Source organism: Ferrovibrio xuzhouensis (assembly GCF_042648965.1).
Lineage (GTDB): Bacteria > Pseudomonadota > Alphaproteobacteria > Ferrovibrionales > Ferrovibrionaceae > Ferrovibrio > Ferrovibrio xuzhouensis.
The window spans coordinates 482,653-505,370 of sequence record NZ_JBHRYJ010000002.1 but is presented as its reverse complement, the minus strand read 5'-3'; the positions used below and the strand labels follow the sequence as shown (position 1 = coordinate 505,370).

At 67.0% G+C, this 22,718-nt stretch carries 20 protein-coding genes and 2 tRNA genes; 10 read left to right on the top strand and 12 right to left on the bottom strand.

Annotation, left to right across the window (positions count from 1 at the left end):
• Positions 1–37: 37 nt before the first annotated feature.
• A complete protein-coding gene (locus ACFOOQ_RS12520) occupies positions 38–688 on the top strand; it encodes an HAD family hydrolase (protein WP_379726863.1) in 651 nt (216 codons plus the stop codon).
• Between the two features lie 295 nt (positions 689–983).
• Here ACFOOQ_RS12520 and ACFOOQ_RS12515 read toward each other — a convergent pair whose 3' ends face one another.
• From ACFOOQ_RS12515 to ACFOOQ_RS12500, 4 genes are all read right to left on the bottom strand, one after another.
• Positions 984–3,173 (bottom strand): ATP-binding protein, encoded by a 2,190-nt coding sequence (locus ACFOOQ_RS12515; RefSeq protein WP_379726860.1) that lies wholly within the window; start codon positions 3,171–3,173, stop codon positions 984–986.
• Between the two features lie 17 nt (positions 3,174–3,190).
• Positions 3,191–4,087 carry a LysR family transcriptional regulator gene (locus ACFOOQ_RS12510; protein WP_379726857.1) on the bottom strand — a complete coding sequence of 299 codons (897 nt, stop codon included), beginning with the start codon at positions 4,085–4,087 and terminating at the stop codon, positions 3,191–3,193.
• A gap of 36 nt (positions 4,088–4,123) precedes the next feature.
• On the bottom strand, positions 4,124–5,098 hold the full coding sequence (gene trxB / locus ACFOOQ_RS12505) for a thioredoxin-disulfide reductase (protein ID WP_379726854.1): 975 nt from the start codon (positions 5,096–5,098) through the stop codon (positions 4,124–4,126).
• Positions 5,099–5,293: 195 nt separating this feature from the next.
• A complete protein-coding gene (locus tag ACFOOQ_RS12500) occupies positions 5,294–7,312 on the bottom strand; it encodes a hypothetical protein (protein ID WP_379726851.1) in 2,019 nt (672 codons plus the stop codon).
• A 221-nt stretch (positions 7,313–7,533) separates the two neighbouring features.
• Here ACFOOQ_RS12500 and ACFOOQ_RS12495 point away from each other — a divergent pair, with 221 nt between their 5' ends.
• Positions 7,534–8,031 carry an Lrp/AsnC family transcriptional regulator gene (locus ACFOOQ_RS12495; RefSeq protein ID WP_379726848.1) on the top strand — a complete coding sequence of 166 codons (498 nt, stop codon included), beginning with the start codon at positions 7,534–7,536 and terminating at the stop codon, positions 8,029–8,031.
• Positions 8,032–8,035: 4 nt separating this feature from the next.
• On the opposite strand, the gene amrB is transcribed toward ACFOOQ_RS12495, so the two are convergent.
• On the bottom strand, positions 8,036–9,433 hold the full coding sequence (gene amrB / locus ACFOOQ_RS12490; protein WP_379726845.1) for an AmmeMemoRadiSam system protein B: 1,398 nt from the start codon (positions 9,431–9,433) through the stop codon (positions 8,036–8,038).
• A 158-nt stretch (positions 9,434–9,591) separates the two neighbouring features.
• On the opposite strand from amrB, the gene ACFOOQ_RS12485 reads away from it, so the two are divergent.
• On the top strand, positions 9,592–11,409 hold the full coding sequence (locus tag ACFOOQ_RS12485) for a PHA/PHB synthase family protein (protein ID WP_449265807.1): 1,818 nt from the start codon (positions 9,592–9,594) through the stop codon (positions 11,407–11,409).
• Between the two features lie 9 nt (positions 11,410–11,418).
• Here the strand turns inward: ACFOOQ_RS12485 and ACFOOQ_RS12480 are convergent, their stop codons facing one another.
• Both ACFOOQ_RS12480 and ACFOOQ_RS12475 read right to left on the bottom strand, forming a co-directional pair.
• Positions 11,419–12,666 (bottom strand): D-amino acid dehydrogenase, encoded by a 1,248-nt coding sequence (locus tag ACFOOQ_RS12480; protein ID WP_379726842.1) that lies wholly within the window; start codon positions 12,664–12,666, stop codon positions 11,419–11,421.
• A gap of 84 nt (positions 12,667–12,750) precedes the next feature.
• Positions 12,751–12,826, bottom strand: a tRNA-Glu gene (locus ACFOOQ_RS12475).
• A gap of 306 nt (positions 12,827–13,132) precedes the next feature.
• On the opposite strand from ACFOOQ_RS12475, the gene ACFOOQ_RS12470 reads away from it, so the two are divergent.
• The 3 genes from ACFOOQ_RS12470 to ACFOOQ_RS12460 all read left to right on the top strand — a co-directional run bounded on the left by ACFOOQ_RS12470 (position 13,133) and on the right by ACFOOQ_RS12460 (position 15,180).
• Positions 13,133–13,207, top strand: a tRNA-Gly gene (locus ACFOOQ_RS12470).
• A gap of 174 nt (positions 13,208–13,381) precedes the next feature.
• On the top strand, positions 13,382–14,470 hold the full coding sequence (locus tag ACFOOQ_RS12465; RefSeq protein WP_379726839.1) for a branched-chain amino acid aminotransferase: 1,089 nt from the start codon (positions 13,382–13,384) through the stop codon (positions 14,468–14,470).
• Between the two features lie 119 nt (positions 14,471–14,589).
• Positions 14,590–15,180 (top strand): NADPH-dependent FMN reductase, encoded by a 591-nt coding sequence (locus ACFOOQ_RS12460; RefSeq protein ID WP_379726836.1) that lies wholly within the window; start codon positions 14,590–14,592, stop codon positions 15,178–15,180.
• Between the two features lie 80 nt (positions 15,181–15,260).
• Here the strand turns inward: ACFOOQ_RS12460 and ACFOOQ_RS12455 are convergent, their stop codons facing one another.
• Positions 15,261–15,887: a CGNR zinc finger domain-containing protein gene (locus ACFOOQ_RS12455; RefSeq protein ID WP_379726833.1), complete on the bottom strand. Its 627-nt coding sequence runs from the start codon at positions 15,885–15,887 to the stop codon at positions 15,261–15,263.
• Positions 15,888–16,226: 339 nt separating this feature from the next.
• On the opposite strand from ACFOOQ_RS12455, the gene ACFOOQ_RS12450 reads away from it, so the two are divergent.
• Positions 16,227–17,072: an alpha/beta fold hydrolase gene (locus tag ACFOOQ_RS12450; RefSeq protein ID WP_379726830.1), complete on the top strand. Its 846-nt coding sequence runs from the start codon at positions 16,227–16,229 to the stop codon at positions 17,070–17,072.
• Here ACFOOQ_RS12450 and ACFOOQ_RS12445 read toward each other — a convergent pair.
• The 4 genes from ACFOOQ_RS12445 to copC form a co-directional block, all read right to left on the bottom strand.
• Positions 17,062–17,616 carry a hypothetical protein gene (locus ACFOOQ_RS12445; protein ID WP_379726827.1) on the bottom strand — a complete coding sequence of 185 codons (555 nt, stop codon included), beginning with the start codon at positions 17,614–17,616 and terminating at the stop codon, positions 17,062–17,064. The two genes, ACFOOQ_RS12450 and ACFOOQ_RS12445, sit on opposite strands and share 11 nt — an antisense overlap.
• Before the next feature lie 33 nt (positions 17,617–17,649).
• On the bottom strand, positions 17,650–18,081 hold the full coding sequence (locus ACFOOQ_RS12440; RefSeq protein WP_379726824.1) for a hypothetical protein: 432 nt from the start codon (positions 18,079–18,081) through the stop codon (positions 17,650–17,652).
• A gap of 133 nt (positions 18,082–18,214) precedes the next feature.
• Positions 18,215–19,093, bottom strand: coding sequence for a copper homeostasis membrane protein CopD (copD, locus tag ACFOOQ_RS12435; RefSeq protein WP_379726821.1), 879 nt, complete (start codon positions 19,091–19,093; stop codon positions 18,215–18,217).
• Positions 19,090–19,458, bottom strand: coding sequence for a copper homeostasis periplasmic binding protein CopC (gene copC, locus ACFOOQ_RS12430; RefSeq protein WP_379726818.1), 369 nt, complete (start codon positions 19,456–19,458; stop codon positions 19,090–19,092). Before copC ends, copD begins: the two co-directional genes overlap by 4 nt.
• A gap of 220 nt (positions 19,459–19,678) precedes the next feature.
• Between copC and hrcA the strand changes: the two genes are divergently transcribed.
• The 3 genes from hrcA to ACFOOQ_RS12415 all read left to right on the top strand — a co-directional run bounded on the left by hrcA (position 19,679) and on the right by ACFOOQ_RS12415 (position 22,581).
• A complete protein-coding gene (hrcA, locus tag ACFOOQ_RS12425) occupies positions 19,679–20,713 on the top strand; it encodes a heat-inducible transcriptional repressor HrcA (protein ID WP_379726815.1) in 1,035 nt (344 codons plus the stop codon).
• Between the two features lie 92 nt (positions 20,714–20,805).
• Positions 20,806–21,411, top strand: a complete 606-nt coding sequence (gene grpE, locus ACFOOQ_RS12420) for a nucleotide exchange factor GrpE (RefSeq protein ID WP_379726812.1) — start codon at positions 20,806–20,808, stop codon at positions 21,409–21,411.
• Between the two features lie 153 nt (positions 21,412–21,564).
• Positions 21,565–22,581 carry an LLM class flavin-dependent oxidoreductase gene (locus ACFOOQ_RS12415; protein WP_379726809.1) on the top strand — a complete coding sequence of 339 codons (1,017 nt, stop codon included), beginning with the start codon at positions 21,565–21,567 and terminating at the stop codon, positions 22,579–22,581.
• Positions 22,582–22,718 lie beyond the last annotated feature (137 nt).

The window sequence follows — 22,718 nt, the reverse complement described above, 5'->3', positions numbered from 1 at the left end:
TCTGGCCTTCCGCCCGGTGCCGGGTTATGCACCGGACATGGCCTTTGACCTGATCATCTTCGACATGGACGGCACGCTGGTCGACAGCGAGCCGATCGCCAACCGGATTTTCCACGAACACCTCGTCGCGCTGGGCCTCGATTCCGGCATCGACGAAGCCCGCGTGGCCCGCGACCTGACCGGCCTCAGCCTGCCGAGCTGCTTCGCCTTCGTCGAACGGCATTACGGGGTGCTGCTGCCGGCGGATTTCGAGGCCGGCCTGCAGGCCGAGACTTTCCGCCGGCTGGAAAGCGACCTGAAGCCGATCCCCGGCGTGCCGGAGATCCTGCCGCGCATCGCCCAACCGAAATGCGTCGCCTCATCGTCAGAGCCGGACAAGATCGCGCTCAGCCTGCGGCTCTGCGGCATCGACGGCTTTTTCGGTCCGCACCTGTTCAGCGCCCGCCAGGTCGCTCGCGGCAAGCCGCATCCAGACCTGTTCCTGCATGCCGCCGCCACCATGGGCCATGCGCCGGAACTCTGCGCCGTGATCGAGGACAGCCTGCCCGGCGCCACCGCCGGCCAGCGCGCCGGGATGACGGTGTTTGCCTATCGGCCGCAGGCTGATGCGGCCGACGACGCCGCCTTTGCGGCGCTGGGCTGCCGGCTGCTGCGCGACATGGCCGAACTGCCAGCCCTGCTGGCCTGACACCCGGCACTGAAGACAAAAAAAAGCCGGCCTGAAACCAGGCCGGCTAAAGTCTTAACAGGGAGGCTCCGCGCGAGACGCGCGGATGGCCGGGACAGCGGGGGAGCTGCCACGGCCGAAGTTTCTGGCCGAAGCCGGAAACCCAGAAGATGCTGCGACGCAACATCTGACAAGCACAGATGTACTGCGGGACGGGATGTTTGAGTATCCACCAAATCGTCAAGTCAGCCATGCGGGTGATGCATAACTATCCGGTTACAGAATAAAGAAAACTTATCAGCAGCTTATACAGGGACTACAGGGCCGGCGGGGCCGGGAAATACAGGCGGGCGCAGGTGCCCTGACCGGGGTTGCTGGTAATTTCCAGCCGGCCGCCATGCAATTCGATCAGGGCCTTGACCAGTGGCAGGCCAAGACCGGTGCCGTTCATCTGCGAGACCAGGGCCGAATCGATGCGGCCAAAGGGCTCCAGCGCCTTGGCGAGATCGGCTTCGGTCATCCCCACTCCGGTATCCTGCACCGAAACCACTGCACTGCCATCGGGCACCAGCGCGATGCCGAACTGCACCGCGCCACCGGACGGCGTGTATTTCACGCCGTTGGACAGCAGGTTGACCAGCATCTGCTTGGCCAGCCGCTCGTCGGCATAGAAAGTCGCCCCCTCTTCAGCAGGCTCGACCGTCAAAGTGACCATGCGGTCGGCCGCCAGCGGCCGCAGCAGGGTGACGCACTGGTCGGCCAGCCGCTGCCATGACACGGCTTCCGGCATCAGGCGCATCTTGCCGGCCTCGACCTTCGACAGGTCGAGGATATCGTCGATCACCGACAGCAGATGCTTGCCCGCCGTCAGGATATCCTGCGCATAGCGGTCGTACTGCGGCACCCCGGACGGGCCCATCAGCTGCAGCGCCATGATCTCGGAAAACCCGTTGATGGCATTCAGCGGTGTGCGCAGTTCATGGCTCATATGGGCCAGGAACTGCGACTTGGCGCGATTGGCGAATTCCGCTTCCTGCAAGGCCTTGATGGCGGTCTTGCGCGCCGCCTCCAGCGTCTCGGTGCGGGCCGCCAGCATCTCCGCTTGATGGGCCAGATTTTCGTTGGCCTCGCGCAATTCGCGTTCCTGCCGCTTCAGCGCGGTGATATCGGTGATCAGCGACGCGGTGCCACCCGATGACAGCCGGAAATCGCGGATCTGCTGCCAGCGCCGGCTGCGCGTGTCGAAAAAGATATGCGGCTCGCCCTGCGCCGCCTTGAAAGTCCGCCGCCGCGTCGCCACCCATTCGTCATAATCGGTGTGGACGCCCGCCGCCGCCGCACTGGGCCGGCCGCCGACCGCGCGGGCGCAGATCTCGTCATGGCTGACGCCGGCGGCACGGTCCAGCGGCACGCAGGTGATATCGGCATAGGACTTGTTGCAGATCACCAGCCGCTCGTTCTCGTCGTAGAGCGCCACGCCGTCGGGCGCCAGCGCCAGGGCGTCGCTCAGGCGCTGCTCGGCCTCGCGCAGCCTTTCTTCCGACTCCTTGCGTTCGGTGATGTCGTTGACCACCACCAGCGCCGCGTCGTCGCCGGCATATTGCATCGGCACCGCCGCCATGGTCGCCCAGATGGTGCGGCCGGCCGCCGTGGCGATCTGCATCTCGACCCCCGGCTGCGGCGGCGTCGCGCCGAAAACCCGCGCGTGATGCTCCGGGTCGAGCACGTAGCGCGGCTTGCCCGCTGGCAAGGCCCGGCCGCTGATACCGAACAATTCGCCGGCCAGCCGGTTGCTGTACAGGAAGGCGCCGTCGCTGCGTCGTGCCACCACGATCGGAAACGGCGCCGTATCAAGGATCGACTGCAGGCGGCGCTGCGCCTCTTCGGCATCGGCACTCATCCGCGTGCGGTCCTGCAGCATCCTGCGCAACCGCGCCACCAGTTCGGAACTGCGGCTATAATAGCGGTACAGTCGCCAGGCAAAGGTCACCAGCAGGCCGGCAGCCAGCAGGCCGACACCGGCCAACAGGATATTCTCGCGGCTGCTGGTCGAGACCAGCAGGGCCACGCCAGGCAGTACGGCAATGAAGATCACCACGATCGACAGCCCCACATGCACGGCGATGGTCAGCGACACCGAGGTCACCATGCCGACCACGATCATCAGTGCCAGCAGCGGCACCGGCTGGTGCGGCAGGGCCGCTAGCACGGCCAGCATGGCACCGAAAATCAGGCCGTTCAGGGCATAGACGGCTATGAAGCGGCCAAGCCAGACCATGGCGCGGCGTCGGCGCTCGCGGTCGGCAACAAAGCGGCGGTGGCACAGCAGCTGCAGCAGAAGGGTGATTCCGGTGACCGCAACATATCCGCCCCGCAGCGACAGGGGCAGATAATCGGCCAGCAGCACAGCAACGGCGACGGCAGCCACGAACTGGGCGGCCATGTCGAGCGGCCGGCGCACCCGGACCAGCAATTCGTTGCAGCGGGCAACAGCCTCGGGGGTCATCGTGGACAGCAGTGGCGTCAAAACTGCCAGTCCGCGACTTTGCGCAACAGGAAGTCGCGGAACACGGCAAGCCGCTTGGTGTTGCGCAATTCTTCGGGATAGACCAGATAGGTATCGAAACCGGGGCCATCGAGATTCGGCAGGATGCGCACGATGCGCGGATTGCCCTCGATCATGTAGTCGGGCAGCGAGGCGATACCCAGGCCGCTGGCCACCGCCTGCATCACGCCATAGACGTTGTTCACGCTCAGGATCGCCTCGCGCGGCACCGCCGGTTCACCGGCATGCAGCAGCCAGTTGATGTTGTTGAAATGCGCCGGTGCCTCTTCGCCATAGACGATCAGGTGATGGCGGTCCATGTCCTCGATCGTCTGCGGCGCGCCATAACGGGCAATATAATCGACTGCGGCGTAGATGTGATTATGCACGGTGATCAGTTTACGATACACGAGATCGGCTTGGGTCGGCTTCCACATGCGGATCGCCACATCGGCCTCGCGCATCGACAGGTCGAGCTCGCGGTCGTCCACCACCATCTCGATGCGGATATCGGGATAGAGGTCCATGAACTCCTTGATCCGCGGCGCCAGCCAGACGGTACCGAAGGCCACCGTAGTGGTGACGCAAAGCTCGCCCGATGGCTTGTCCTTGGCATCGGCGATCATCGCCTCGGTGACGGCCAGCCGGGCAAAGATGTCGCGCGCGGTGCGGTAGAGCAATTCGCCCTGCTCGGTCAGGATCAGGCCGCGGGCATGGCGATGGAACAGCGTGGCGTTGAGCTGGGTTTCCAGCGCGCCGATCTGGCGGCTGACCGCCGACTGGCTCAATCCCAGCGACTCGCCGGCATGGGTCAGACTGCCGGCCTCGGCCACCGCATGGAATATGCGCAGCTTGTCCCAGTCGAGTGCCGACATTGTCCCCCCCGGAAATGACGCAGATGCGTCGTCAGATTAGTCCGCCGCCTCGACCGCCGGCTGGGCGTGGTGCGCCAGGAACTTCTCGGCCTCCAGCGCCGACATGCAGCCGGTGCCGGCCGCCGTCACCGCCTGGCGGTAAATCTTGTCCTGCACGTCGCCGGCCGCGAAGACGCCGGCGACCGTGGTCTGCGTGGTGCCGGGCCGCGTGGTGATATAGCCCTCGGCATCCAGCGGCAACTGACCCTTGAACAGCTTGGTATTCGGCGTATGGCCGATGGCAATGAACACGCCGTCGGTCGACAGGATTTCCGCGTCGATGGCGCCGGTCCTGGTGTTCTTCAGCTTGACGCCAGTCACCCCGCGCGGGTCACCGTCGCCGACGATCTCGTCGATCGCATGATCCCAGATCACCTTGATCTTCGGGTGGGCGAACAGGCGCTGCTGCAGGATTTTCTCGGCGCGCAGGGAGTCGCGGCGATGCACCAGCACCACCTCACTGGCATGGTTGGTCAGGTACAGCGCCTCTTCCACGGCGGTATTGCCGCCACCGACCACCACCACCTTCTTGCCGCGGTAGAAGAAGCCGTCACAGGTGGCGCAGGCCGACACGCCGAAACCCTGGAATTCCTGCTCGCTCGGCAGGCCGAGCCAGCGCGCCTGCGCGCCGGTGGCGATGATCAGGCTGTCACCGATATAGGTGTCGCCGCCATCGCCCTTGGCGACGAAGGGCCGCTTCGACAGGTCGACCGAGACGATGTAGTCGTTGATGATGGTGGTGCCGACATGCTTGGCCTGCGCCTCCATCTGCTCCATCAGCCAGGGACCCTGGATCACTGCGGCGAAGCCGGGATAGTTCTCGACATCGGTGGTGATGGTGAGCTGACCGCCGGGCTGCAGGCCATGCACCATGATCGGCTCCAGCGATGCGCGCGCCGCATAGATTGCCGCGGTGCAGCCGGCCGGGCCGGAACCGAGAATCAGGACCTTGGTACGATGGGTGGTGGCCATGATGACGTCACTCCGCGGGCATGCAGGCCCGAAAACAAGATATTTTCCAATTATGACAGGCGCTGAATCCGGCGCAAGAGCAAGACCCCGAATGGCCTGTGGCGCGGCTTTATCCGCCGCCTGCATGACCGTCCGGTGACACCGGTATCGCCGACTCGCAAGCCTATCTAGGGCATCGCCGGCGAAAGTCGCGGTTCAGAACCCGAACATGTGATCCAGGCAGAAGCTCTCGCCGCCATTCTGCAACCCGTGGAAGCCGAACAGGCGGCAGCTCGAATCGCGGACCTGGACCCAACCGCCGGCGCCGGCCGCCTGCCGTTCGGCGGCGGTAAATACTTCTGACGCCCGGAAAAACCGCGATCCGCCATAGGGGATCGGCAGCGGCCGTTCGGCCAGCTGCTGCGCCCGCCTGTCGAACAGGATCAGGCTGGTCTGCGACATCTCCTGCCCATAGGCCTCGCGCGGCAGCGAGGCCGGGTAGACCAGGTGGCAGATCGCATCGAACGGCGCCGCACCCAGCCGCAGGAACAGCCGGGTGGTCAGGCCCGGTGGCCGGTGCGTGTAGGATTGCGGCTCGTCGCGGTAGGTGATCGGCATGTTGTAGATGTGCGCGCCGAAGATGGTCTCCGCCGAATGGCCGGAACTGCGCTGCTCGTAGAGGCCGAGCGCATGCAGCCAGCCGTCGGCCTCGCCGCCGTCACGGAAATCATAGACATATTCGATATGGCCGTAGCCGGACGGCAGCCGGGTTTTCGCCGCCGCCAGCCAGGCATCGATGTCACAGGGCCGCGACTCGCGGCGCGCCAGCCGGCCGAGGTATTCCTCGGCAACCATACTGCCATCGGCGTCATACAGCACCGCGCGGATCGGCAGTTCCTGCTGCGCTGTCGACATCGGCGTCGGCAGGGCCACCGATTTCCACTGGTCGAGCGGCAGCACCGGCAACGGCATGATGTAGCCCTTGCCGATCAGGTCGCCGAGTTTCGGCAGGTCCGGGTTGGGCTTGAGGTCGATGCGTTCGACATTGGCGTGCGCAATGCGGCGGCGGCCTGCCCGTCCCCCGTTCGCGGCGTCGCCGTCCGCCTGCACGATCTCGTAGCGCGGCCGCACGAAATAGCGGCCGGCCTGGATTTCGATCTGATCGGGGAATGTCGCCTGCGGCAGCAGGCGACCGAGATCGAGCGCCACGGTACCGAACGGCGGCACGCTGCCATCCCACCAGGCGATATCCTGCGCGCCGACCAGATTGACGCCGATGCCACCGGCGGGGATCGGCACCGGATGGCTGTTTTGCACCCACAGGGTCAGGCGCTCGCCCGGCTTCGGCGCCGGCACGCCGGCATAGAGATCGGCCGGCCAGGCATTGGCGTCATGGGTGCAGGAGAGCTGCCGGCCGCTGTCGGAAAAACAGTCCATCGCATATTTCACCACGTCATGCCCCTTGATGCGGATGGCGTGGATGAACAGCGAGCCGGTGAAATCGCTCAGGCCGAAGCGCTGCCGCACGGCACGGCTGTCGATCTCGACGGCATGGAACGGTCCGCTGGCCTCGCTGTTCAGCGGCTCGGCCCATTCCGCCAGCACACTGCCGTCGGGCGCGAACAGGCACAGCCACAGAGCCGGATCGGAGGCGCCGTAACCGGCCCAGTAATTGGCGGTGACCACCTTGGTATGCAGGGCATCGCCGTCGCTGCCGGCCTCGTCGCGCAGCAGGGCGAAATTGGTGGCGAAATTCAGCGGGTCGAGATAGCGGCCTCGGTTACTGAGCCACGCGTCGGGCAGCCGCATCGCGTCCAGCGTGAAGACCTGGCAATCCGGCGGCAGCAGGCGCGCGATCTGTGCCTTGTGGATGGCGGCATCAAAGGCAGTGATCAGCACGGCATCGGGGGCCAAAGCGCGGATCGCGGTGACCGGCTGGGTGACATGGCCGAGCCGGGTCTGGCCGATGTCTTCCACGCGCTGGACGAAAACGCCGGCGAGATTGTCGCGCGGCACCGGGAAGAAGGAGTCGAGATGGTCGGCGGCGTCCTGCGCCTCCGGGTCGTAGACCGCGAGCCGGCGGAACCCGGCCAGCCCGGCAACCAGCCGGCGGCCGGGATCGGCCACTTTCGGGTGGCCCAGCGCCTTGAACAGGCTGTGGCCGCCGAAATTGTTGCCCGGACGCCAGCCGCCCTTGGCATCGGCATTGGTAAAGGTATCGATTTTCAGCGCCATACGCGTTCCGACCGGGTCGCTTTGTTAAGATCTGCGCCCCGATAGCCCCCGCCCGGCAGCGCCTGAGGTGACAGCTTTACCATCGGTGCCACGCGCTTGGAATTGCCTCAGGCCAAACAACGGCCACGGGCACCCACGAAATTTTATAATCTCTGACCCTTGGAATCACACCGGTATTTATAATAATATTGCGCGCATTCCGCCATAGAAAGAAATTTTCCATGCAACGCGTCAAGCTCGACCTGATCGACCGCAAGATCCTCACCGACCTGCAGGCCGACGGGCGCATGACCAATGTCGAACTCGCCCAGCGGGTCGGCATCTCCGCCCCGCCCTGCCTGCGGCGCGTCCGCGCCCTTGAAGAGGCCGGTTATATCCGCGGCTACCACGCCGAACTCAACCCGCAGCAGCTCGGCTACGGCGTCACCGTGTTTGCCATGGTCGGGCTGAACAGCCAGGCCGAGCAGGACCTGATCGCCTTCGAGCATACCGTGACCGGCTGGGCCCAGGTGCGCGAATGCCACATGCTGGCCGGCGAGAATGATTTCATCCTGAAAATCGTCGCCCGCGACTGGGATGCCTATCAGACCTTCCTGACCCGCGAACTGACCGCACTGGCCAATGTCGCCCATGTGAAGACGGCACTGACCATCCGCTGCTCGAAGAACGAGCCGGGCGTGCCGGTAGACATGCCGGCCGAGGCAGAAGCCGCCGACTGAGGCGTTACGCCGCCTCGGCGATCTCCTCCACCCGATAGCGCCAGGCCTGCAGGCCGGCGGGCCATGGTCCCGCCGGAAAACTGCCCTTGTGCAGCAGGGCGTCGAGGAAGTCCTCCGGTGCCGGCAGCTTGTCCCAGACCTGGGGCAGGAAGGTCGCGTGATGGCGGCCGGCACGCAGCAGCAGGCCGTCACGGCCAGGCACCAGCGCCGCCAGCAGCTCGGCCCGGCTGGCCGCCGGCAGCGGCAGCAGCGGCGTGAGCACGGATATTTCCAGCCTGAGCCTCGCGAACTCCGCCGCTGACAGTGGCGCGAAGCGCGGATCGCGGAAGGCGGCATCGGCGGCGATGCGCGCGGCCTCTTCGGCCAGCGGGCGTTCGGCTGCCAGCGAACCGATGCAGCCACGCAAATCTCCGTCGCTGCCATACAGCGAGACGAAACACGGCCGCCAGGTCTGCAGGGCCGCCGGGACCGGCACCAGCAGCGTTTGCGCGGCAAGCCCGAGTGCCGTCGCGATGGCGTGGCGCGCGATGGCGATGAGATGGTCGCGCTCAGCCTCAGTCAGTTGCGCCATGCCGCCGGCGGTGAAATCCCAGGCGCCATAGCCGACCACGCGGTCGCGCGGCCCGGCCGTATCGCCGGATGTGCGCAGGTCGAACCGCATCGCGGCGAGAGCATCGCCGGCCGATGCGGCCAGCAGTCCGGCGATGGCATGGCGGCCGCAGGCGCCTTCGGTATTGCCCGCATTCGCCACGGTGTCGACATCGGCCCGTTCGATCGCCGCCGCAGTGGCACGGTCAAACGCCTGCGCATCGGCGTAAGCATGGAAATGACTGAGGTCCGAGGAGATGACGATCAGCGTCTCCGGTCCGCCCCAGAGTGCCTGCAGTACCGCCGCCACCTGCCCGGGCGAGGCCATGCCGACCACCAGCGGCACCAGGGTGACATCGCTAAGCAGACGCTGCAGGAAGGGCAGTTGTACTTCGAGCGCATGTTCGTCGGCATGGGCTTCGGGCAGCACGCTGACGCCGGGCAGGCCGGCGATCTGCGCCATCGCCGCCGTATCGAGCGGCACGTCACCCAGTGGCGTGGCAAAGGCCGTGGCCTGCGGCAGCGCAAGGCCGCGAAAGCCATGGCGGTGCGCCGGGCCGAGCAGCACGACGCGGCGGTATTGTCTGGCATGGGCCGCCAGCCGCGCATAGCCGGCAGCCGCGACAGGGCCGGAATAGATGTAGCCGGCATGGGGCACGATCAGCGCCTTGGGCGCCGCCAGCGCGGCAAGACCGGGACGCAGTCGCGCGGCCTCGGCCAGCATGGCGTCGATCTGCGCCGCCAGGGTGGCGGCATCGGCCGGATAGAACAGCCCGCTGACAGCTGGCGGGCGGAGGCGTGTCGTCTGGTTCATGGCAGGTCTCCCGTCATACGGGAATCTCATCCTCTGGTAATTATACTGCAATCCGGCCCGTCGCGGTCGGGTTTGCAGCCATCCTCTTGACCTCGCTCAAGGCGATGCCGGGAAAATCGCGGCATTGTGGCAGCATCCCAGTCAGAACGGAGCCCGCCGTGGCCCAGACACCCGCCAGCATCCTGCCCATGCCCCGGCCCACCAGACCGCCGGCGGTGCCGCTTGTGATGTCCCGGCCGGCGGCCGACCTGCCCGATCCTGTCGCCCTGCCGCTCGACCGCATGGTCAACGCGGCGATGGCGCGGCTGACCGCCGGCGTTTCGCCGCTGGCCCTGCCGTCGGCCTATCTCGACTGGGGCATGCATCTGGCCATGGCGCCGGGCAAGCAGCTCGAATTACTGCGCAAGGCGCATCGCAAGATGACCCGTTTCGGCCTCTATGCCGCGCATTGCGCGGCACAGGGCGGCCATGACGGCGCCTGTATCGCGCCGCTGGAACAGGACCGGCGGTTCAGCGACCCGGCCTGGCAGAGTCCGCCCTTCAACCTGATCTACCAGTCGTTCCTGCTGACCCAGCAATGGTGGCATAACGCCACCACCGGCGTGCGCGGCGTCGCGCCGCATCACCAGGCCGTGGTGGAATTCACCACCCGGCAGATCCTCGACATCTTCTCGCCCAGCAACAACCTGCTGCTCAACCCGGTCGCGCTGCAGCAGACGATCAACGAGCACGGCATGAACCTGGTGCGCGGCCTCGGCAATTTCATCGAGGATGCGCAGCGCAGCCTGCTCGGCCGACCGCCGGCCGGCAGCGAGGATTTCCGCGTCGGCGAGACGCTCGCCGTCACGCCGGGCAAGGTCGTGCTGCGCAACAGCCTGATCGAGCTGATCCAGTACGCGCCGACCACCGACAAAGTGCAGGCCGAGCCGATCCTGATCGTGCCGGCCTGGATCATGAAATACTACATCCTCGATCTTTCGGCACAGAACTCGCTGGTAAAATACTTGGTCGACCGCGGCCATACCGTCTTCATGATCTCGTGGAAGAATCCCGATTATGGCGATCGCGATGTCGGTTTCGACGATTACCGGCGGCTCGGCGTGATGGCAGCGCTGGATGCCGTCTCGGCGATCTGTCCGCAACAGAAGATCCACGCCACCGGCTACTGCCTCGGCGGCACCCTGCTGTCGGTGACCGCCGCGGCCATGGCGCGTGACGGCGACGACCGACTGGCCAGCATGACAATGCTGGCAGCGCAAACCGATTTTTCGGAAGCCGGGGAACTGACCCTGTTCATCGACGAGAACCAGGTCACTTTCCTCGAAGACATGATGTGGGAACAGGGTTTCCTCGACACCAAGCAGATGGCCGGCGCCTTCCAGATCCTGCGCTCCAACGACCTGATATGGTCGCGCATCATGAAGGACTATATCGCCGGCGAGCGGCCACCAATGAACGACCTGATGGCCTGGAATGCCGACCAGACCCGGATGCCCTATCGCATGCACAGCGAATACCTGCGCCGGCTGTTCCTCGACAACGATCTCGCCGAGGGCCGCTTCAGGGTCGACGGCCGGCCCATCGCCCTGACCGATCTGCGTCTGCCGGTCTTCGCCGTCGGCACCGAGCACGACCATGTCGCACCCTGGCATTCGGTCTTCAAGATCATGCGGCTGACCGATACCAACGTGACCTTCGTACTGACCTCGGGTGGCCACAATGCCGGTATCGTCAGCGAACCGGGGCATCCGCATCGTCAGTACCGGCTTGCCCATCACGACGAGCACGACGCCTATATCGATCCCGACCGCTGGCTGGCGGAAACGCCGACGCAGACGGGATCGTGGTGGCCGGCCTGGGCCGACTGGCTGGCGGCGCATTCGGACGGCATGGTGCCGCCGCCGCCGCTGGGTAATGCCGCCGCCGGCTATCCGGCGCTCAGCGCCGCGCCGGGCGAATACGTCTTCGTCGCCTGAGGCAGCGCCCTACAGACTATAGGGATCGAGCGGAATCGCCGTCGGCCGGTTGTCGAGCAGGTCGGCGACGAGCTGCGCCGCCCCCATCGACAAGGTGAAGCCGAGCGCACCATGGCCGCAGTTGAGCAGCAGGTTGTCGTAGCGCGTGCGGCCAAGGATCGGCAAGCCGGTCGGCGTCGCCGGGCGCAGGCCGCACCAGGGCTGCGGATCGGAAAAATCGACGCCGGCGCCGAAGGCCTCCCGCGTCTCGCGCTCGACCTGGCCGAGCCGGGCCGGATCAAGCGTGAGGTCCTCGCCGACCAGGTCGGCGACGCCGGCGGCGCGCAGCATATTCCCGAGCCGGGCATAAACGATCTTGCGGTCGCTGTCGGTAACGCTGACCTGCGGCACCTTCGCCGGATCGGTCACCTGCAAGGATAAGCTATAGCCTTTCAGCGGATAGATCGGCAGCCGGATACCGAGCCCGGCAGCCAGCCGGCGCGCACCCATGCCGGCAGCCAGCACCACCGCGTCGCCTTCGATCATACCGTCACGCGTTGCAACGCCGCGGATACGGCTGCCATCGCGCACCAGACGCTCGGCCGGCAGGCCGTAGCGGAACTCCGCCGGATTGTTGCCGGCCTTCAGCTTACCTTCGAGGGCAATGCAGAAGAGGTGGCAATCACCGGCTTCTTCGCTCGGCGTGTAGATGCCGCCGACGATGCGCGGGCCGAACTGTTCGACTGCCGGCTCGATGGCGAGGCAGCCGGCGCGGTCGAGCACCTCCTGCTCGCAGCCGAGCGTGCGCTGGAACTCCATCTGGCGTTTGGCGCCCTCGAGGCCGGCGTCGTCGGAATAGACCACCAGCTTGCCGGTGCGGCTGTAGGCGAAGTCGAGGCCGCCCTCTGCCACCGCCTCATGCACCTGGGCACGGCTGTGGAAGGCGAGCGCCAGCAGCGCGCGGGTAGTCGCCGCCGCGCGGCCTGCCGTGCAGGCGAGCAGGAATTCGAGGCCCCAGCGCCACTGTTCCGGATCGAGCGCCGGGCGGAAACGCATCGGCGAGTTGCGGTCGAAGAGGTATTTCGGCAGCGCCGGCAGCACCTCGGGCGCGGCGAGCGGCGCGACATAGCTGTAGCTGAGCTGGGCGCCGTTGGCGCGACTGGTGCCGAGGCCCGGGCCAGATGCGGCATCAATGACCGTGACCCGGTGGCCGGCCCGATGCAGGAACCAGGCGGTGGTCATGCCGACCACGCCGGCGCCGACAACGATCACATGCACGGCGGTTGTCCTGTGGCTGCGGGCGTCCTGTGGAGGGTCGGGTTAAGGATGATGCGGCGGCCGCATCGCCCGGCAGATACTGAGTGGCGTCCCCACGGGGATTCGAACCCCGGTTTGCGCCGTGAGAGGGCGCCGTCCTGGGCCTCTAGACGATGGGGACCCATGCAGAACACGGGCAGGGCCCGCGCGAGGCGCACCAGATACAGGACCGCCCCGGAGGGTGCAAGCCCTTTCCGCCAAGCCGCTGAAAATTCGCCGGGAATACCGGTCCGAAACCCCGCCGCCGGAGCCGGCCGCGACCACCGGGCGGGCGAAATCATTTTGTCTTACAAGACGCTTGCATCGGGTTTGCGGCTGGGTATAGTGCGCGCCTGCAACCGGGGACCCTCCGGTTGGCCGGACCCCCGACTCGTCACTGCCGTGACCGTCTGCCAGGCCGGTGCCGGGTTTCCGGCCAAAACGCCGAGCGGGCGTAGCTCAGGGGTAGAGCACAACCTTGCCAAGGTTGGGGTCGAGGGTTCGAATCCCTTCGCCCGCTCCAAATTTCCAATACATCCTCCCTTCCAGACCATACGGATAGGCCCGGCCGCCATCGCCGATGCCGGCCTGTGCCTGTTTCCGGGCGGGTTGATCCCGCCGCCATGCTGGCGCATAGGACAGATGCAGGCGGCCCGGAATGGTGCCGCGGCATGGGTGACGGAGTATGGAGGACCTGATGAGCGACCTGACCCTGGACATGCAGCAGACCGCGCAGCCGGCCTCCGCGGCCGAGCGCACCGCCCTGCTGCAGAACCCCGCCTTCGGCCGCGTTTTCACCGACCATATGATCACCCTGCGCCATACGAAGGAGCGCGGCTGGCATGACTGGCGGCTGGAGCCGCGCCAGCCGCTCGCCCTCGACCCGGCCACCCTGTCGCTGCATTACGCGCTGGAGATTTTCGAGGGGCTCAAGGCCTACCGGCTGCCCGATGGCGGTGCCGCGCTGTTTCGCCCGGACGCCAATGCGCGCCGCTTCCGCGCTTCGGCCGAACGCATGGCCATGCCGCTGCTGCCGGAAGAGCTGTTCACCGACTCCGTCCGCGCGCTGGTGCGCACCGACCGCGCGTGGATTCCGACCGCCGAGGGCGCCTCGCTCTACCTGCGCCCCTTCATGATCGGCACCGAGGTCGCGCTGCCGCCGAAGCCGGCAACCGAGCATCTGTTCTGCGTCATCGCTTCGCCGGTCGCGTCCTATTTCAAGGGCGGCGCCAAGGGCGTGACGCTCTGGGTCTCCGAAAACTATACCCGGGCGGCCCCCGGCGGCACCGGCGCGGCGAAATGCGGCGGCAACTATGCCGCCAGCCTGGTTGCCCAGGCCGAGGGCGAGCGCGAGGGCTGCGAGCAGGTGGTGTTCCTCGACGCCGTCGAACGCCGCTGGGTCGAGGAACTCGGCGGCATGAACGTCTTCTTCGTTTTCGACGACGGCGCGCTGCAGACCCCGCCGCTGACCGGCACCATCCTGCCGGGCATCACCCGCGATTCGCTGATCACGCTGGCGCGCGGCATGGGCCTGACCGTGCGCGAGGAGCCCTACGCCATCGACCAGTGGCAGGCCGATGCCCAGAGCGGGCGCCTGCGCGAGGCGTTTGCCTGCGGCACCGCTGCGGTCGTGGCACCGATCGGCCATGTGAAAGGCCGCCGGCATGGTTTTGTCATCGGCAATGGCGAGGCCGGTCCGGTGGCAACACGGCTCAAGGCAGCGCTGACCGACATCCAGTTCGGCCGCACGTCCGGCCCGCAGGGCTGGCTCGACCGGCTGTTCTGATCCCGGACATTCCGAAGCGGACAGCGTTGGCCGCAGGCTTACCGTGGCATGCGACGGACGGGTGAGCGGCCGACGCGGCATCGCCTATAATCGCCGCGCCGACAATAGGGAGAGCGCATATGACCGACCGGATTCTTGTCTTCTACGGATCGTACCGCACCGATCGCGCGGGCATCCGGCTGGCCAACTACACGGTTTCCACGCTGCAGGCCCGCGGCAACGATGTCGAACTGATCGACGCCAAGGCGATCGACCTTCCCATTCTCGATCGCATGTACAAGGAATATGCGCCGGGGACCGCACCGGATCGCCTGGAAGCTCTGGCCCGGAAGATTGTTGCTGCGGACGCCTTCGTGTTTGTAACCGGGGAATACAACTGGGGCCCTCAGCCGGGCCTGAAAAACCTGACCGACCATTTCTTGGAAGAATGGTTCTGGCGCCCTGCCGCGGTGCTCTCATATTCCGCCGGCGCCATCGGCGGCGCGCGCGCCAACGTCGCCTGGCATGCCACGCTCTCCGAGATGGGGATGGTGGTAACCTCCAGCACCATCACGGTTGGCCCCATCCTCGGTGCCCTCGACGAGAGCGGCCGGCCGACAGGAGAAGCCGGGGCCCGGCTGGAAAGGGCCTTTCCGCGCTTCGCCGATGATCTCGCCTGGTGGACGGAAGCGGCAAAGCGACAGCGCGATCTGCGGAAACCGCCTTACTGAGCGAGCACCGCTCAGGTTCTCCAGAACACATCAGACCGATGAAAAAGCCCCTCCGGGGCTTTTTGCTTTCCGGCCGCAGCCTAATGCTGATGCGCCTTGCGCCGCTCGCGATGCGCCGCCTGCTTCGCCCGGTTGCCGCACAGCGCCATGCTGCACCAGCGCCGCGCATGGCCGCGCGTATGGTCGGCGAACAGCAATGTGCAGGCGGGTCCCTCGCAGGCCTTAACCTGCGTGAAGTCCTCCGTGCAGACAAAGCGCGCCAGCGCTTCGCCGACTGGCAGCAGCAAAGCTTCCGGCGAGCGCCAGCGGCGCAGGGCCCGGACCTCGAGCGAGGCACTGCCGCCGTCTTGCGTCTGCACGATCTGGCTGAAGGCTTCGTCGCGCTCCAGCAGACGGTTCAGCGGCTCCAGCGCATCCAGAGTGTCCAGCGCCAGCGGGCGGCCCCGATGCGTCTGCACGAAGCCCCGGAACCATTCCCGCAGGCTTCGGGCCCGGTCCGCGACCTTGTCGAGTTCGCCGGGCAGCGCCTGGGCGCGAATGGCGTCGAGAGCGGAGGCCGGGACGAGCCGTGCCTGATCCAGCCAGCGCAGCAGCCCTTCGCCGTCGTCGATCCAGTCGATCGTGGTGTCCTGCGGCGTTGCCACCGAATTGAGGAAATCCAGCCCGAGCGCATCGCCGACGAAAAGGGCCGGGGAATGACTGTCCATCACAACTCCTGTTCCGGCCGCGACATCCTTCGGCAGCAGCCCGCCTGTCCGATATATAACCTTCATAATGATATATTACAAGTTATTGCCCATAACCTGTCCGTCTCTCATACCGCCGTAGATGTGGCGGTGGACTGCAGGATTGCATCCTGTCCATCGCACATAGTGACGTGTATTAACCGGATAACAGCGAATTAATGGTGGCCACCTTGGTCAGGCACAGTCGAGTTGGGTGAAAAATTACAGTAACCTCTAAAAATTCTATTGACAGGTTACTTGCACTATGCATAACCTTCTATCGCAATTCAGACAGGTTACTTACCCCCAAGGACCAGACCCATGACCGCCATCCGATACCAGACCGCCACCGTGGACAGCCTCAGCATCTTCTATCGCGAGGCCGGCACCCCCGGCGCCCCGAAGTTGCTGCTGCTGCACGGCTTCCCCAGCGCCGGCCATATGTTCCGCGACCTCATTCCGCTGCTGGCCGACCGCTTCCATATCGTCGCCCCCGACCTGCCGGGCTTCGGCCAGTCCGGCACGCCGGATGGCATGGTCACCTTCGACCGCATCGCGGAGGCCGTCGACCGCTTCACCGAGGTCATCGGTTTCGACCGCTATGCCCTCTATGTGTTCGACTACGGCGCACCGACCGGCTTCAGGCTGGCCGTGAAACACCCCGAGCGGATCACGGCCATCATTTCGCAGAACGGCAATGCCTATGAGGAAGGCCTGAGCGACAGCTGGAATCCGATCCGGGCCTACTGGCAGGACGCCACGCCGGCCAACCGCGAGGCCCTGCGCGCGTTCCTCAAGCCCGAGACGACCGTCTGGCAATACACGCATGGTGTCCCCGATGCGACGGCGGCATCGCCGGACGGCCATTCGCTGGACAATTTCTATCTGGCGCGGCCGGGCATGGCTGACGTGCAGCTCGACCTGTTCGGCGACTACAAGAGCAACGTCGCGCTGTATCCGGCCTTCCAGACATATTTCCGCACCCACAAACCGCCTTTCCTCGCAGTCTGGGGCAGGAACGATCCCTTCTTCCTGCCGGCCGGCGCCGAGGCCTTCAGGCGCGACATCCCTGCCGCGGTGGTGCGCTTCTTCGAGACCGGGCATTTCGCGCTCGAAACCCACGCCGCGGAAATCGCCGCGGAAATCCGCAGTTTCCTCAGCCGGTGAACACCTCCCCGGCGCCGCCCCGCGATATCGGGCGCGGCGGCCGGGGCGAGAACCGCGCGAACAGCAGTGCCAGTGTCATGAAGAACAGCGTGTGCGCCGCGGCGTACCAGAGCATGCCGGCAGGCGTCAGATGGGCGCTGCCGGCAAAGCCCTCGCCCGTCAGAGGCAGCACGACAACGGCATTCAGCAGCCAGACACCGGCTGCATAGATCGCGCCCTTCAGCCAGGCCGGCCGCGGCAGAACCGGCTCGATGGCCACGACATAGACCACCGCCATGGCGAGGCCGACGGCGAGATGGAAGCCGGTCTGGAACGGCGGCGTGTTGGCCGGCGGACCGCCGAGCGCCAACCATAACGCCGCGATTCCGGTCTGCTGCAACACCGGCCCGATCCAGAGCGAGACCAGCCGCAGCAGGCCGCCATGGGCCGTCGCCAGCGGAACATAATCGGCCAGTTTCAGGGCGACGGTGTTGAGTCCGATTGCGATGGCACCCGCCAGCAGGCCAGCGCCCAGCCGGCACCACAGGGCGACGGGACCAGTCATCGCCGCCCCCACGCAACGAGGCCGGCCGGCCCGTTACATAGCTGCGCGGCCGTGCGCCTGCCGGCGCCGGGCGATGGTGGTGAGGATGGCCCCCGCCAGGAAGATCGCCGGCGGGATGAAGCCGCGCGCGAAACCGACATAGCCCGGCAGCACCACCACGGTGATCCAGATGCCGTCGGCCCAGCCGGCGACGCAGAGGCTGAGCCAGTAGCCGAGCCGGTCGTTGCGCCAGTTGCGCCAGAGCGCCACGACGATGATGAACAGCGAGATGGTGAGCATGTAGGCGGCGAGCTGGAACAGCCGGCCCTGCGCGATGCCCTCGTGGCCTTCGCCGAGCTGCATGATGTCGTAGGCCACCTTGCAGTGGAACAGGCCCCAGGCGGCATAGCAGAGCGCGCCCGCGCGGGCCGTCCAGACGGCAAGGGCGGAAGACGACGGGAGTGGCGGGGGCGCTGACGGAAGCATTCCGCTGTCTCTCTGATCCGGAGGAGGCGCGCAGCCGGCGGAACCGGCGTCTGCGAGGCGGGTCCGGATTTTAGAGCAGTCATTTTAGAATCCAAAAACACGGCACCGTGAGGGCTGGTCATGGGTCGGTCTCCTATTGCGGTGACAACGTGCCGAAAACGGCAACCAGCATCAGTACGCCGGCCGCCAGGGCCAGTTCGCCGCAGGCGGCGCGCCGGATCGACCGCAGGGTAGCGAGCGCATCGCCGCCGAAACGGTTGCGGAAGGCCGAGCGGTTGCGCAGCGCCAGTCCGATCATGCCGAGCACCAGCAGGATCTTCAGCGCCAGCAGCAGCTGATAGGCGGTGGCCCAGCGCTGCGGCCAACCGCCAAAGACAAGCAGCGTATTGGCCAGGCCGGTGGCGACGACCAGCGCGACCGCGACCTGCCCCATGACGGAAAAGCGCAGCAGCATCTGCCGCGCCGGCGCGAGCAATGTGCGATCGGCACAGCGGCCGAGGCAGAGCACAAGCGGCACCAGCCCGCCCGCCCAGGCCGCGCCGGCCAGCACATGCACCGCGTCGTTGGTCATGTGAAGGTCGCCGAGCCAGCCGTCATGCATCACCGCATGGCCGCCGAGCGCGACGCTGGCCAGCAGGCCGCCGGCCAGTGCGGTGGCCACGGCCGGTCTGGCCGCCATCACAACCGCACCCGCCGTCAGCAGGGCCAGCCCCGCACGGACCAGCCAGGCCCGTCCGATCGGCGTGGCCAGCAGCAGAACCCGCAGCAGGGCCGGATCGACGGCGGACCAGCCGCCGCCGGCGCTCGCCGCCTCCGCGACGAGCCAGGCCAGCAGGGCGGCAACCGCAAGCAGGACGGCAGCCAGCATCGGCCAACGCAGCCGCGCCGCCGCCACACCGCCGACCTGCCCCGGCGCGACCGCCACAAAGAACAGGCCGGCGCCGAAGAGAAAGCTTGCCGCCGCGTCGCAGGCCAGGCGGGCGGCAACCAGCAGGGGCTGCGGCGCGATCAATGGCTGACCGCGAAGGTGTAACTGCCCTCGGCGCGATGGCCATCGCTGGCCACGGCATGCCACAGCACGGTGTATTTGCCGACCGGCAGGCTGGCCGGCAGCGGGACGATCATCTCCCGGTCGTCGCAGGCGGCGAGAACGGGCGTGCCGGTCTGGACCGGGTGCTGGCCGGCATCGGTGACCTTTACCCCGCTCAGCGCGATGACGAGCCCCTCGGAGAAAAACAGCTTCAGGCTGTCCAGCGTGAGGGCAAGGGTGGCCTTGCCGTCGGGGACGGCCCGTTCCAGACGGGCATGGGCGAAAGCCGGGCCGGTCATGGCGAAACCGGCGGCAAGGGCGAAGGCGGAAAGGAAAGTTCTGCGCATGATGTCTGTTCCTGATGCAGCGACCCCCGCGGCGAATGCCGGGGCGGTTCGTGGGAAAGACACCCGGGCGCCCGGTTTTATTCCCGCCGGTCTGGCCGCCGATGTGGCATTCTGTGAGCGATGCCACAGGAACCGGGATTTCTCCGGGGGTGGCCTGTCCGGCGGCCCGGCGCCCGGACGTCATTGACGACAGCCGGTCCCCTTCTTAATTGTGGAAGCCATGATCCAGGAAATGAGCCAGCGCAGCCGCGACATCCTGCGCCTGGTGGTCGAGACCTATATGACCACCGGCGAGCCGGTCGGTTCGCGCCTGCTGTCGAAGAAACTCGAAAACCGGCTGTCGCCGGCCAGCATCCGCAACACCATGGCCGATCTCGAAGACGCCGGGCTGCTCTATGCGCCGCATACCTCAGCCGGCCGGCTGCCGACCGAAACCGGGCTCAGGCTGTTCGTCGACGGCCTGCTGCAGGTCGGCGACCTGACCGGCGAGGAGCGCACGTCGATCGAGACGCGCTGCGCCGCCTCGGGCACCGGTTTCCAGGAAGTGCTGACCCAGGCGACCGCCGTCCTCTCGGGCCTGTCGGGCCATGCCGGGCTGGTGGTGGCACCGAAGGTCGACGCCCCCTTGCGCCATGTGGAATTCGTCCCCGTGGCCCCGGGCCGCGCGCTCGTCGTGCTGGTCTCGGAATCCGGCCAGGTCGAGAACCGCATGCTGGACATGCCAATGGGCATGACCGGCTCGGCGCTGGCCGAGGCCGGACAGTTCCTGTCGCAACGCCTGGCCGGCCGCACCATGGCCGAGGCGCGCGACGAGATCCTGCACGAACTGACCGCTCGGCGCGCCGAGGTCGACCAGCTGGCCGCCGGCATCGTCGAGGCGGGCCTGGCGATCTGGGGCGGCGAGCCGGGCCGCGGCACGCTGATCGTGCGCAACAGCGCCAGCCTGCTGGACGACGTCTCGGCACTGGCCGACCTCGAGCGCATCCGCGACCTGATGGAGGAACTCGAGAATACCGAGGAGATGCTGCGGCTGATCGAGTTGACCCAGGGCAGCGAGGGCGTCCGCATTTTCATCGGCTCGGAGAACACCCTGTTCCGTCGCGCCGGCTGTTCGCTGATCGTTGCCCCGCTGCAGAACCAGCAGCAGCGCATCGTCGGCGCCATCGGGGTGATCGGCCCGACCCGGATGAACTACGCCCGGGTCGTCCCCATGGTGGATTTCACCGCCCAGGTGGTCGGCCGCCTGCTCGGCTGACGCCGTAATCAGCCCGCAGAAGCCCGGTTTTTCGCCCTACCCCTTTCAATTTCCGGCCTCGATCCGTATATGCAGGACGCAACGAGGATACGATGACACAGAACGAAACCCAGAACCCCGCGACCCCGGCCGAGGCGCCCGAGAGCGCCGCCCAGAGTACGTCGGGAGCGACCGGGCCGGAGGCTGCCGCCGCCGCGCTGGCCGCCGCCCAGGCCGAGATCGCCGAGCTGAAAGACCGCATCCTGCGCACCGCCGCCGAGGGCGAGAACCTGCGCAAGCGGCTGGAGCGCGAGAAGGAAGACGCCGCCAAGTATGCGTCCGGCAAATTCGCCCGCGACATCCTCACCGTGGCCGACAACCTGCGCCGCGCGCTCGACAACGCGCCGAAGCACGCCGAGGGCAGCCCGGAAGCCGCGGTGATCTCCGGCGTCGAGGCGACCGAGCGCGAGCTGCTGAGCGTATTCGAGCGCCATGGCATTGCCCGCGTCGAGCCGAAGGGCCAGAAATTCGACCCCAACCTGCACCAGGCGATGTTCGAGATCGAAGATCCCACAGTGCCGTCGGGCACCGTCGTGCAGGTGGTGGCGGCCGGCTACGTCCAGCACGGCCGCCTGCTGCGTGCCGCCATGGTCGGCGTCTCCAAGGGCGGCCCGCAGGACGAGCTGCAGCCCGGCGCCGCGGTCAATACCCAGGCCTGATCCCCCCGCTCAACCTGCCCGGGGTTGAACGGCGCGCCGGCCGCGTTAGCTTGCTGGCGTGAGCTTGGCCCGCCGCCGGCTTGCGAGAGGCGCCGGTGTCGGCGCAGTGCCCGTGGGCGCCGGTGTCGGCGCAGTGACCGCCGGAGGTTTGCCGTGCCGCTGTTTTCCGTTCTCGATCTCGCGCCCGTGCCGGACGGCTTCACGCCGCGCGATGCCCTGCGCAACACCCTCGATCTCGCCCGCCATGCCGAGGACTGGGGCTACAACCGCTACTGGCTGGCCGAACACCACAACATGATCGGCATCGCCAGCGCCGCCACCGCGGTGGTGATCGGCCATGTCGCCGGCGGCACCAAGTACATGCGCGTCGGCGCCGGCGGTATCATGCTGCCCAACCATTCGCCGCTGGTGATCGCCGAGCAGTTCGGCACGCTGGAAGCACTGTATCCCGGCCGCATCGATCTGGGCCTGGGTCGCGCGCCCGGCACCGACCAGATGACCCTGCGGGCGCTACGCCGCGACCCTGAGGCGGCCGATACCTTCCCCCGCGACGTGCAGGAGCTGCAGGCCCTGCTCGCCCCGATCGAACCCGGCCAGCGCCTGCGCGCGGTGCCTGGCGGCGGCTCGAACGTGCCGCTGTGGATTCTCGGCTCCAGCCTGTTCGGCGCCCAGCTCGCCGCCATTCTCGGCCTGCCCTATGCCTTCGCCTCGCATTTCGCCCCCGAGGCGCTGATGCCGGCGCTGGAGACCTATCGCAGCCGCTTCGAGCCCTCCGGACAGCTGGCCAAACCGCACGCCATGGTCGGCGTCAACGTGATCGCCGCCGATACCGACGACGAGGCGCGCCGGCTGTTCACTTCGGCGCAGCAGGCCTTCACCAACATGCAGCGCGGCACCCGCGGCCTGCTGCCCCGGCCGATCGATGACATCGAGACCTACTGGTCGCCGGTCGAGAAGGCCCGTGCCTCGGCGATGCTGGCCTGTTCCTTCGTCGGCAGTGCCGACACCGTGCGCCGCGGCCTCGAGCGCTTTATTGCCCAGACCGGCGCCGACGAGATCATGGTGGCCTCCGCCATCCACGATCACAGGGCCCGGCTGCACTCCTATGAGGTCCTGACCGGGGTCATCCGGACTCTGAACCCGCAAGCCGAGACTGCCCTGCAGGGCTGACCCGGCAAACGTGTGAAAACCCCGGATAGCCCGACAAATCCGGCTGACATCCGCCTTTGTCAAAAATCTGCAACCACGGACCCCGATAGTCTGCCTCGGTAATCAGCCTGCTGAGGGCGACGGGGATCCGCGGTGGA